Source organism: Nocardia implantans, from assembly GCF_035544775.1.
Taxonomy (GTDB): Bacteria; Actinomycetota; Actinomycetes; order Mycobacteriales; family Mycobacteriaceae; genus Nocardia; species Nocardia implantans.
This window is the reverse complement of sequence record NZ_JAYKYQ010000010.1, coordinates 330,317-341,861: the sequence shown is the minus strand read 5'-3', so window position 1 is coordinate 341,861 and position 11,545 is coordinate 330,317. Positions and strand designations below refer to the sequence as shown.

Genomic DNA, 11,545 nt, shown 5'->3' with positions numbered 1-11,545 from the left:
GACCGCACGCGAAACCGCGAACGTACTGCTAGCGGGCCGGATCGACCCCCAGCACGCCCAACGCGAAATCGCCGTACTGCGCGGCCACTTCCTCCGGCGTCGCCGGGCCGGACTCGCGGAACCACTGCGGGATGGCGGTGCACATGGTGGCTATGGCGCGCCCCGCCGACCGGGCTTGGGGAACGGCGATGCGGCCCTCGGCGTCGGCCGCGGCGATCGCGTCGTCCAGGATGGCTTGGATGTCGCGGCGGGAACGCGCGATGCGCGCGCGTTCGCTCGGGGAAAGGCTGCGCATCTCGCTGGCGCCGATGAAACCGAGGTCGCGGCGGTGCGTGTGGAACAGGGCCAGTGCTTCCACGATCAGGCGCACCCGGTGGACGCTGTCGCGGCCTTCGGCGCGGGCGGCGCGCACTCGCCAGTGCAGTTCGTCCATGGTCAGATCGAGGATGCGGACCAGCAGGTCGTGCTTGTCGCGATAGTGGTGGTAAAGGCCGGGAACGCTGGTGCCGGCCCGCCGGGCGATGGCGCGCACGGTCGTGCCGTGATAACCGATCTCGACGAACGACGCGAGGGCGGCGGCCAACACCGGGTCGACGTCCAGCGGGGCGAATTCGCGCCAGCCACCCCGCGCGCCCGGCTCGGGATCGCCCCGGTCGTAGCTGGGCCGCGGCGCGCGCGTGGCGTCCCCGAGCAGCTGAGCGACCGGCACGCCGAGCACCTCCGACAAGCGCGTGAGCCGGGCGATCGAGATCCCGGTCTTGCCCGTCTCCACGGCGCTGAGCGTCGCCGGACTCACCTCCAGCCTGCGGGCCGCTTCGCGCAGCGACAGGCCGGCCGCGCGGCGCGCGCGGCGGATCGCCTCGTGCGGCGCCGTGGCCTCGTTTCGCATTTGTTCAGCATAGCTGAACAGTAGGATTGCACGGACATGCGCCTGATATCGGGCCTGAACTGCACGCTTTGACACCGCACCGCAGCCGGTGGGACAGTGTCCGGACAGAGCGATCGTTCGGTCGAGGGACGAGGCTCTGGATGTCGAGGAGGAATGCGCGATGCCGATCGATCTGACCTATTCCGACGAAGTTCGGGCGCTGACCGACCGCACCCGGGAATTCGTGCGGGAGACGGTGCTGCCGATCGAGGACGAACACCACGGCGACATCACCGCGGCCGGCGGCGACGGACTGCGCGTCACGCTGAACAAGCTGGCGCGCGAGGCCGGGGTCTTCGCGCCGCACGCCCCCGTCGAGTACGGCGGTCACGGGCTGTCGATGTCGGAGCGCGCGCCGGTGTTCGAGGAGGCGGGCTACTCGCTGTTCGGCCCGACGGCGCTCAATATCGCCGCACCGGACGAGGGCAACGTGCACATGCTCGCCCACATCGCCGATCCCGAGCAGAAGCAGCGCTACCTGGAACCGCTCGCCCGCGGCGAGGTGCGCTCGGCCTTCGCGATGACCGAGCCCGCACCCGGCGCGGGTTCCGACCCGGCGGCGCTGGCCACCCGGGCGGTTCGCGCCGACGGCGGCTGGCGGATCAACGGCCACAAGCACTTCATCACCGGCGCCGATGGAGCCGGCTTCTTCATCGTGATGGCCCGCACCTCCGGTGAACCGGGACAGCGCGGCGGGGCGACGATGTTCCTGACGCCTGCCGACACCCCTGGCCTGCGCGTCGGCAGGCATATCACCACGCTGGACCGCGCCATGATCGGCGGCCACTGCGAGGTCTTCTTCGAGGACATGTTCGTACCCGACGAAGCGGTGCTCGGCGCCGTCGACCGCGGCTTCGAATACGCCCAGGTGCGGCTGGGTCCGGCCCGCATGACGCACGTCATGCGGTGGCTGGGGGCGGCGCGCCGAGGCCACGACATCGCCGTCGAGCGAGTCGCCCAGCGCGAAGGCTTCGGCGCGCGCATCGGCGATCTGGGGATGGCGCAGAAGATGATCGCCGACAACGAGATCGACATCGCCGCCACCCGCGCGCTGCTGGTCCGTGCCTGCTGGGAGCTGGACAACGGCGAGCACGCGGGCAACGCCACCTCGATCGCGAAGACCTTCGCCGCCGAGGCGATCTTCCGCATCGTCGACCGCAGCATTCAGTTGTGCGGCGGCCTCGGCGTCTCCGACGACCTGCCGCTGGCGCGGCTGTCGCGCGAAGTACGGCCCTTCCGCATCTACGACGGACCCTCGGAGGTGCACCGTTGGGCCATCGCCAAGCGTGCGGTCAGCGCCGCACGCCGGGCAGCGGCCGACGGGTCTTCGCGCTGATCCGCACGGGCTCGCGTACGTGCGCATTGTCGAGGGGTACGCCTTGCGCGCCGCTCCCGAGGTATTACGCGGACCGCCGCCGCCAGCTCTGCTGACGGCGGCGGGTGTCTGCGGTGGGTCGAACCGGTGTGGTTACCGCCCGTGCTGATGCGCCGACTGGCGGGCCTCGTCGACGTCCGCTTCGGCCCGCGCCTTCTCGGCCGCGGCTTCCTTGCCCGCCGCCTCGCGCTGGGAATCCGCCTTGTCCTGCTGCGCGCGACCTTCGTCCTTCAGGTCTTCGTGCCCGGTGACGGTACCGGCGGCTTCCTTCACCTTGCCCTTGACGTCTTCGACGACGCCCTCGACGCCCTCACGAGCACCGCTTCCATGTTCAGCCACAACAACCTCCCGGATATCGGAACAAGCTGACATCTGGCGCATACCCGAGACAGCGGCCTCGAATCCGCCCGCGACGAAGTTCGGTGCGCACGCGAATCACGACCCACGGCGGGGGCGCCGGGTCAACGCAGCGGAGTGGTCTCGCTCGGCCCTTGACGATACCGCGTCATGGTGAGCCGCTGCTCCCGGTCGTTGTACTCCGGAATCGGCAGCGGGAACCAGTAGCTGCCGTCGAGCCAGGCCTGCCCGAGCAGCGGCACCGGCTTCTGCAGGATGTTGACGCCCTTGCCGTGCGGCGGGCTGGCGAATGTCCCGACCGGCGCGCCGTCGATGAAGAATTCCACGTGCTGTTCGGTGAGCCGGACCGCGTAGGCGTGATCGTCCGACAGCAGTGCCGGGTCGAGGGGCGTGATCTGTGGCACCAGCTCACCGCCCCGCTTGACCATCAGGAAGAACCCGCGGGGCAGATCCTGCCCGAGGACGTTGAAGACCGGCCGGGTGAGTTCGCTGGCGTCGCCGAGGAATCCGTGCGAGCCGTTGTACATGAACCACGCGATCTCGAGTCCGAGCGGATCGATGGAACGGTTGGAGACGCCCCACCCCGCGGTGCCGTTATGACCGGTCAGATCCGGAGCGCCCTTGATGTCGATGGTCATCGTCTGGCCGGGTTCGAACACCGGCTTCGACAAGACCTCGGAGTTGTTGTAGGGGAACAGGCCGTCCCGCGTAGGCGGATTGACGAAGGTGACTCCCTCGGGACCGTAACTGGTGGACGAGTAGCCGACGTTGGTGTTGCACCAGTCCCCGACCGGGGCGGTCGCGAAATTCTCGTCCATCGCCTTGGTCGGACGTGGTTCTCCGGTGCCGATGTATCCGGCGAACGCGTTGATGTTCAGCACCGCGCAGTTGGGTAGTCCGTCATCGGCACCCGGAATCTGGATGTTCGGATCGGCGACGGCCCCCGCCGTCCCCATCACCGTGCAGAGCGCCACGCTGGCTGCTCCCACCGCCGTCTTCAGCGCCTTCCGGCCGTGTCCATTGCTCACTGATCTTCTCCCGTAGCCGAGTAGATGAGAAGTTGCAATGGAAACATTATCAACCTTTCATCATTTCGTTTTGTCATCATGCTCACGCCGCCGCACCCGTTTGAGTTCGGAAACTGCTGTCTCGCAGGACATTCCACGACACTCGCCGCTTCATCGATGATTGGAAGCCGCGCGCCTTCCCCCGCGGCGGCGAGGTTGATAAGATAAATGTCCAAACATCTCATTGCCACAGCGTTCGTGGCTTGCGGAAGCGAGTAGTCCGATGCCGTGCTGTCTCCTTGCCGGTTACCTCGCCGCCGGTGCGCATCGCCTCTGGCGTCGGCTGCGCGGGCGATCCGAGCAGCCCATCGAATTCCCGCCCACCGCGTACCGCGCGGGTCCCGCGGACGTCCCCGCTTCCGGCGCCGCCGGGTACGAGGCGGCGGCATGACCAGCGCACCGGCAGCGGGCACCGCGCCTCCCGTCGTCGAGTCCGATCAGGACGATCTGGCGTTCCAGCGCTTCGTGCTCGACCTCGCCCTGCAACCGCTCGACCGATTCGACGGCTTCGACCGCATCGAGCAGATCGGCGGCAGCGCACTGCGATACCAGCTGAACTTCATCGGCTACGCGCTCGCGATGGCGCAATACACGAGGACGCCCGCGTTCACCGGGTACCTCGCCGAGGCGCAACGCAACGCAATCCTCAAGATGTGCGACAAGCGCGTCTGGGGATATTGGGCGACCGAGAGCCTCATCGGCTACGGCCGCAGGGAGACCGACCCCATCCGGCACGCCAATGTCATGTACTCCGGGTACTTCGGCGTCATGATCGGGCTCTACGAGACCCTCAACGCCGACCCCGGCTTCGACCGGCCCGGCGGGCTGACGCTGCGATGGAGCCCGAAGCTGGTGCACGAGTACGACTTCGCGCGCCTCAGCGCGGCGATTCGCCGTAATATGCTCGCGCGCGAGAACTGTCCGCAATACGCCTGCGAACCGCACCTGATCTATCCGATCTGCAATGTCTTCGCCTTCAACACGCTGGTGATGCACGATCGCCTGCACGGCACCGCGCTCACCGGCGACCTGGTCGACCGGATCCGGCACAGCTACCTGCACGACGGATGGCGCCTGCGCAACGGGCGGTTCATCCCGGGCCGGCTCGGCCCATCGATCACCATCAGCAGGCCCGTGCTCGGCTACGACGCCGGCATGGTGGCCTGGCTCAACGCGATGATGCCCGACCTCGCCCGCGACACCTGGACCACGCTGCGCGATCGTTTCATCGACTTCGACGGGCAGCGGGTGCGCCTGCGCGGCAGCTCGCGCACCCGTGTCGACCTCGGCAACTACAACGTGATCAACGGTGACGGGATGACGCGGATCTTCGTCGCCACGGCCGCCGCCGAAATGGGCGAATCCGACCTCGCCGCCGCCCTGGTGCGCTCCATGCACGAGCGGTATCGGGTCGACGAGCGCAACGGCGCCCGGCGCTTCGCGGGAGTCTCGACGGTGACCAACGCCCACCACGCGCTCACCCGGTTCAACCGGCCCGACGGACTGCGCGACCTGGTGCTCGGAGCGGTGCCGCCCGAGTGGCGGACCGGACCGATCCTCGGCACAGCGCCCTATCCGGATGTCCTGGTCGCCAAGGCGGTGACCGACGGCAGCGCCCTGGAACTGGTGCTACGGCCCGGTCACGGAGCCGGGCGGGTGCGGCTGGGGCTGCGACGGCTGATCCCCCACCGCACCTACCGCGTCACCGGCGCGACCGAGCCCAGCGTGGTCGCCGACGAGGCGGGCGAGGGCATCATCGAGGTCGACCTGGGCGGGCGGCACGACGTGCGCGTCACGCCGGCGTAGGTGCACCACACCGGCCTGCCGCCCGCGGCGACCTGGGGGATGATCGTCCTGTGCTGCTGCGGCGCGGCCGTCGCCGCCGTCGGTCTGCTCCGTCCGCGCCGGGCGCCGGGACGACTCGCCCGTTACGGTGAGCGCGGCTCGGAGCTGTTCCACGCGGTCATGCTCGCCGCCATGGCGGCGATGTGGAGCGCCGTCAGCGCGAATCTCTCCGTGCTCGAGTGGCGGCTGCTCTTCGGCGCTCTCGCGATCGCCTCGCCGTTGTGGCTGGTCGTCGTCGCGGCGCGCGAGCGGTCCGCCGAGCGCGCCGACCGGATCGGCGCCGCCGTCTACCACGGTGTCGCCGCGCTCGCGATGGTCTACGCGACGCTCGGCACGCACGCTTCCCCGCCGGAGCACGTCCATCACGCGACCGCGCACGCGCCGGGTCTGCCCTACCCGGTGATCGGCTGGATCCTCGCCGCCATGTTCTTGCTCGACGCGCTGGTCGTCGTCGCCGTCGTGGTACGCCCGCCTGGCGAAGCCCCGCCGACGCGGCACGAGATCGCCGTCACGGTGTTCCCGCATCTGGTTATGGACATCGCGACGGCGGTGATGCTCGTCGCCGCGCTCGATCCCGCGGAACTCGCCGCAGCCTCCGCCGGACGCTGAGCCTGCGGCCGCCTATGGCTGCGTGTCGGAGCCACTCGACAGGGTCAGCTCGACGGGTTCGCGCGGTTGGCCGGGGCGGAACACGCAGCGAGTGCAGGTGTAGATCGTGGGCATGCATTCGTTGCAGTGCACGCACGCAGACCGCGTCGACGCATCCGATCGGATGCGGCTCAACAGGTTCGGTTCCCGCAGCAGCGCACGACCCATGGCGACGAATTCGAAGCCTTCCGCCCTCGCCAGCCGCATGGTGTCCAGGTTGGTGATGCCGCCCAGCAGAATGAGCGGCATCGACAATTCCCGCCGGAAGTGCCGCGCACGCTCGAGCAGATACGCCTCCCGGTACGGATACTCCTTCAGGAAGGCCTTGCCGACCATACGGAAGCCCCACCGGGCCGGCACGGGGAGAACGTCGGCGAAGGATTTGCGCGGGGCGTCACCGTGGAACAGCAACATCGGGTTGAGCAGTGAGCTGCCCGCCGTCAGTTCCAACGCGTCCAGCGTGCCGTCGGCTTCCAGCCATGCGGCGACCTGCAGCGATTCGGGCACGGTGAGCCCGCCCCGCACTCCGTCCTCCATGTTCAGTTTCGCGGTCACCGCGAGCCTGCCGCCAACGGCTTTCCGAACAGCTGCGGCGATCTCACGGGCCAGCCGCGCGCGGTTGACCAAGCTGCCGCCGTACCGGTCCGTGCGGCGGTTCAGCTTGGGACTCAGGAACGAGCTGACCAGGTAGTTGTGCCCGAAATGGATTTCCACCGCATCGAAACCGGCCTCCTCGGCCAGCTTCGCCGCGTCGGCATGCGCGGCCACGAGTGCACGGATCCCGTCCTCGTCCGGGCTTCGCATCATGCGCATCGACAGCGGGCTGAGCATCCGGCTCGGCGCCAGGGCCGGAGCCCGGTTGGACGCCGCGTTGGCCACCGGACCGGCGTGCCCGATCTGCGCGCTCGCCGCCGCGCCCTCGCCATGAACGGCGTCGGTGAGCCTTCGCAGCCCCGGCACCGCTTCCGGACGCAGCCAGATCTGGTGCCGGTCGGTCCGGCCCCCAGGAGCGACCGCGCAATACGCCACGGTCGTCATCCCGACCCCACCGGCGGCGACCTCGCGATGGAACTCGATCAAGTCGTCGGTCACCAGGGCGTCCGGCGTGCGGCCCTCGAATGTCGCGGCCTTGATCACCCTGTTGCGCAATGTGATCGGCCCGAGCCGGGCCGGTGTGAATACGTCGTTCATCGTTTCTCTCCTGTCGGCGCGGTCAATCCGGCCACCACGAATTCCCGGAGGGTGGCCACCGCCTCCTGCGACATCTCTCGGTGCTCCGCACTGCCGAATCGCATGATGAGCAGGTCGAACGCCAACATCCACCGGCGCATGCTCTCGCGCTCGCTCAGCCCCGGCAGCAGGCGCACCCAGGCATCGATGCGGAACCACGGCTGCCGCCACTCGGTCACCTGCCTGCCGAGGACGAACTGCGCCAGCAGTCTCAGATGCATCCGGCCCACCGGATCGGCGGCCAGCTCGACGAACGGCTCGATCACCGCGTCGACCACCTCGCCGATGGAGCCGTGCCCGTCGGCGACAGCGGCCAGCCGGTCTTCCCATACCGGGCCCAGCCGCTCCTCGAGCAGCGCCGCGACCAAGGCGTCCTTCGATCCGAAGTGGTAGTGCACCGCCGCGGGATTCGCTCCGGCCTGCGCGCAGATGCCCCGCACGGACACCTCGTCGTAGCGGCCTTCGAGCAGTAGACGCTCGGCGGCGGTCAGCAGACGATCACGGGTGGTGGCTGCGGCTTCGGAAACCGGCTTCGGCATGCGGCCAGTCAAGCACGTTTCCATCGTTGATTCAATCAATGATTGAAAATCCCGAGCCCAGGGATCAGCAGCGCCAAGGATGGGCTCGACACCCCGAGATCGGCGACGAAGCCGATGGACGAGACGGGATCGGACGGTGGCCGCCTCAGCGGATCGCGTTTCACTACCGGACGCGCCGGCCGATCACCGACCCGACCGACCAGGCGAGCAGCCGGTGCACCGGGTTCAGCGACTTCAGGAATGCCCCGCGATGATCACCTCGGGGATACCGGTGCCGAGCGGAACCGGCCGGCACACCGGCGCCGGGCTGCCCGGATCCAGCACCGTGAGCAGCAACTGCTGCACGAACGGGTCGTAGACCATGTGGAAGTGCCCGGTGAGATCGGCCGGGCAAAGGTCTTGCAGCGCGATGTTGCGGGCGCCCGGCCCGCGCAGCGCGATGTTCTCGAACGGCTGGATCATCTCGTCGACGCGACTGCCGACGGTCACGTACCGCACGCCGGGCACCGTGTCGCCGCCCGCGTTGAGATCGAGCATGATCGGCGACCCTTCGGCCTGCTGCACGGCGGCGAGCGAGGTCACCTGGGCGAACGCCTGCAGTGCGCCGGGGATCGCCTCGGCGACCGGCACCAGCCCGTACATCACACCGCCGTAGCTGGGCGACGCGAGGCCGACCCATTGCTCGACCTTGGGCGCGCCGCCCAGCTTGTTGACGTAGTAGCGAGTCACGTTGGCGCCCTGCGAGAACCCGACCAGATCGACCTTGCCCGCGTGGGTGGCCGCCAGGACCTGATCGACGAACGCGCCGACCTGGTAGGCGCTGAGCACCAAATCCTCGGTGCCATAGCTGTGCGCGCCCGGTTTGCCCCCGTAGTTCAGCGCGAACACGCAGAATCCGGCCGCTGTCAGCTGCGGCGCGATCCCCGACCAATCGGAATACGCCGAGGAGTCGGTCCCGTGCGCGAGCACCACGGGACGGGGATGGCCGGCACTGGGCACGCAGTCGAAATCGTTGGTGCCGCTCGGGACCGCATCCGGATGACTCTTCTGATACCACGCGGCGGCCAGATGATCCGATTGCGGCGGAGCGGCGTCGGTCGGCACCTCGGGCGGGCGGAAGCCGAGCGGCTCGGCCGACGCCACGCCCGGACCGAGCGCGGCCGCACCGGCCAGCACGAAGGCCAGCACGGCGGCACGCAAGTGTGAAACGCCCCAAGTTCCCGCTCGGCTCCACTGTCGCATCTCACAATGATCCCCCTGATCGACTCGAAATGCGCGCGGTATCGGGGTGTTTCGCCTCCCCTACTTCTCGGGGGTCTCGTCCTCGGCGAGGATGCGGTAGAGGGACTTGCGGGTCTCGGTGAGCAACTCGGCCGCCCGCGCCGCCTGCTGCGGGGTACCGGCCGCGGCGACCTGGGCCACCGCCCCCATCAGCTGGCCGACGAGCGCGCGCAGGTCCATTGCCTGAGCGCCGACATCCTGCTGCACGTCCGCCCACGGATCGCCCAGTTCATCGCGGTGCGCGGCGACGTACTCGGCGCCGGACTCGGTGAGCTTCGCGGTCTTCCGCCCGGCGACCTTCTCGATGAGGACCAGGCCCTCGTCCTCCAGTTGCGCCAGCGCGGGGTAGATCGATCCGGGGCTCGGCCGCCAGATGTCGTTGCTGCGCTCGCGGATCTGCTGAATGAGTTCGTAGCCGTGCATGGGCTGCTCGGTGAGCAGCAACAACACGGCGGCACGGACGTCTCCACGCCTGCCCCGGCCGCCGCGGCCGCGTCCGCGGCCGAAATGCGGCCCGAAGCCGGGCCCGAAACCGGGACCGAACCCCGGCCCGAACTCGGGTCCGAAACCGTGACGCCCGCCGCGACGGAAGCGCCGCCCGTGTTCGAAGCCCTCGTGACCGGGCAGTGGGCCCCGGCCGCGACGGCCGAATTCTCGATGTTCTCGGTGTTGCATGTCAGCCTCCCAAGGCTCTCGTGGCCGTATCATGCTATCGACGATATATCGGCAATGCATCGAGCGCAAGGCCCGGTTTCGATTTCCGGGCCCCGTCCGAGGTCAGCTCACCAGCGAGTCGATCCAGCGCGACAACCGCGCCCCTTCGACAACCATCAGTTCGGGATCACGAAAAGTATTGGTGAGCAGCGAGATTCCTTGATACGCGGCGACATAGGCGACGGCGAGTTCCTCAGCGTCCGCCCGTCCCATCGCGGCGAACTGCCGCTCGGCCCAGTCCACGAGCACCCGCATCACCTCGGCGGCCGCGGTGTCCAACCCATCTCCCCGCTTGTCCAATTCCGAGGACAAAGTGCCGAACGGACATCCGTATCGCACGGTCTGGTCACGCTCGGCGACCCACCCCGCGATCAGGGCCTTCAATCGCTCCGCGGGCGTCTCGTGCTGATCGCTCGCGGCGATCACGGCATCGAGGATGCGGGCGTGCGAGCCGATGGCCGCCTCGATGAGCTGGTCTTTCGTCTTGAAGTAGTAGTAGACGTTGCCGACCGGGACCTCCGCGGCGCGCGCGATGTCGGCGATCGTCGTCTTCTCCACGCCTTGCTGATAGAACACCCGGGCCGCGGCATCGACCAGCCGCTCCCGCTTACCCGATCCGGCCTTCGCCTGTGAGTCAGTCACACAACTAACTGTAGACAGCGCGGCGGCGATCGGCTACGGTACATTTAGTCAGACAACTAACTAAGGAGTTGACGATGATCGTGGTCACCGGAGCCACCGGAAATATCGGCGCGCCGCTCGTGCGCCTGCTGGCTGACGCCGGCGAAGAGGTGACGGCCGTCGCCCGGCATGCGGACCTCTCGCTGCCCGCCGGTGTCCGGTCGGTTCAAGCCGATCTGGGCGAACCGGAAAGCCTCTCCCCCGCCGTCACGGGAGCCGACACCCTGTTTCTCCTGATCACCGGCGAGCAGTTGGTGACGGGTCCGGCCCCCGAGCAGGTGCTGAAAGTCGCCGCGGCGGCAGGCGTGCGGCGCGTCGTCTTCGTGTCCTCGCAGGGCGTCGCCACTCGTCCGGACGCCGCGGGCTACGCCAGGCTCGTCGCCTACGAAGCGGCGATCAGGGAATCCGGGCTGGCCTGGACCTTTCTCCGGCCGTCCGGATTCTTCTCCAACACCTATGCGTGGGCGGACGCGGTGCGCACGCAGCGCATGGTCGCCGCGCCGTTCGGCGACATCGGTCTTCCCTCGATCGATCCGGCCGACATCGCCGCGGTCGCGGCAGCGGCGTTACGCGACGACCGGCACGACGGGCAGGTCTACACCCTCACCGGGCCCGAACTCGCCACACCGCGGGCTCAGGCCGAGGCACTCGGCGCGGCAATCGGCGCGCCGCTGCGCTTCGTCGAATTGACTCGTACGCAAGCTCGTTCGGCGATGCTCGAGTTCATGCCCGAGCCGGTGGCCGAGCACACACTGACCATCCTCGGCGAGCCGACGCCCGCCGAACAGCGGATCAGCCCCGATGTGCCGCGGGTGCTCGGGCGTCCGGCCACGAAGTACGCCGCTTGGGCCGCCCGCAATCGAGCGGCCTTCGTCTGAGG

At 68.8% G+C, this 11,545-nt stretch carries 12 protein-coding genes; 4 read left to right on the top strand and 8 right to left on the bottom strand.

Translation table 11 applies throughout. From position 1 onward, the window contains the following. Window positions 1-28 precede the first annotated feature (28 nt). Window positions 29-889, bottom strand: a complete 861-nt coding sequence (locus tag U3653_RS24560) for a TetR-type transcription factor C-terminal domain-containing protein (RefSeq protein ID WP_195082366.1) — start codon at window positions 887-889, stop codon at window positions 29-31. A gap of 160 nt (window positions 890-1,049) precedes the next feature. On the opposite strand from U3653_RS24560, the gene U3653_RS24555 reads away from it, so the two are divergent. Further along, window positions 1,050-2,264, top strand: a complete 1,215-nt coding sequence (locus U3653_RS24555) for an acyl-CoA dehydrogenase family protein (RefSeq protein WP_195082365.1) — start codon at window positions 1,050-1,052, stop codon at window positions 2,262-2,264. Between the two features lie 132 nt (window positions 2,265-2,396). Here the strand turns inward: U3653_RS24555 and mbp1 are convergent, their stop codons facing one another. Both mbp1 and U3653_RS24545 read right to left on the bottom strand, forming a co-directional pair. After that, entirely contained in the window at window positions 2,397-2,642 is a 246-nt protein-coding gene (mbp1, locus tag U3653_RS24550) for a microaggregate-binding protein 1 (protein WP_067802064.1), read from the bottom strand. Between the two features lie 122 nt (window positions 2,643-2,764). Continuing rightward, on the bottom strand, window positions 2,765-3,688 hold the full coding sequence (locus U3653_RS24545; protein WP_195082364.1) for a hypothetical protein: 924 nt from the start codon (window positions 3,686-3,688) through the stop codon (window positions 2,765-2,767). A gap of 426 nt (window positions 3,689-4,114) precedes the next feature. On the opposite strand from U3653_RS24545, the gene U3653_RS24540 reads away from it, so the two are divergent. Both U3653_RS24540 and U3653_RS24535 read left to right on the top strand, forming a co-directional pair. Continuing rightward, entirely contained in the window at window positions 4,115-5,533 is a 1,419-nt protein-coding gene (locus U3653_RS24540) for a linalool dehydratase/isomerase domain-containing protein (protein ID WP_195082363.1), read from the top strand. After that, window positions 5,534-6,181, top strand: coding sequence for a DUF5134 domain-containing protein (locus U3653_RS24535; RefSeq protein WP_195082362.1), 648 nt, complete (start codon window positions 5,534-5,536; stop codon window positions 6,179-6,181). Window positions 6,182-6,193: 12 nt separating this feature from the next. Here U3653_RS24535 and U3653_RS24530 read toward each other — a convergent pair whose 3' ends face one another. From U3653_RS24530 to U3653_RS24510, 5 genes are all read right to left on the bottom strand, one after another. Continuing rightward, complete coding sequence (locus U3653_RS24530; RefSeq protein WP_195082361.1) at window positions 6,194-7,411, bottom strand: NADH:flavin oxidoreductase; 1,218 nt, start codon at window positions 7,409-7,411, stop codon at window positions 6,194-6,196. Then, window positions 7,408-7,989, bottom strand: coding sequence for a TetR/AcrR family transcriptional regulator (locus U3653_RS24525; RefSeq protein WP_195082360.1), 582 nt, complete (start codon window positions 7,987-7,989; stop codon window positions 7,408-7,410). Before U3653_RS24525 ends, U3653_RS24530 begins: the two co-directional genes overlap by 4 nt. A 234-nt stretch (window positions 7,990-8,223) precedes the next feature. Next, entirely contained in the window at window positions 8,224-9,231 is a 1,008-nt protein-coding gene (locus U3653_RS24520) for an esterase/lipase family protein (protein ID WP_195082359.1), read from the bottom strand. A gap of 60 nt (window positions 9,232-9,291) precedes the next feature. Continuing rightward, complete coding sequence (locus U3653_RS24515) at window positions 9,292-9,945, bottom strand: PadR family transcriptional regulator (RefSeq protein ID WP_195082358.1); 654 nt, start codon at window positions 9,943-9,945, stop codon at window positions 9,292-9,294. A 102-nt stretch (window positions 9,946-10,047) separates the two neighbouring features. Next, window positions 10,048-10,626: a TetR/AcrR family transcriptional regulator gene (locus tag U3653_RS24510; RefSeq protein WP_195082357.1), complete on the bottom strand. Its 579-nt coding sequence runs from the start codon at window positions 10,624-10,626 to the stop codon at window positions 10,048-10,050. A gap of 74 nt (window positions 10,627-10,700) precedes the next feature. Between U3653_RS24510 and U3653_RS24505 the strand changes: the two genes are divergently transcribed. Next, window positions 10,701-11,543, top strand: a complete 843-nt coding sequence (locus U3653_RS24505; protein ID WP_195082356.1) for an NAD(P)H-binding protein — start codon at window positions 10,701-10,703, stop codon at window positions 11,541-11,543. Window positions 11,544-11,545 lie beyond the last annotated feature (2 nt).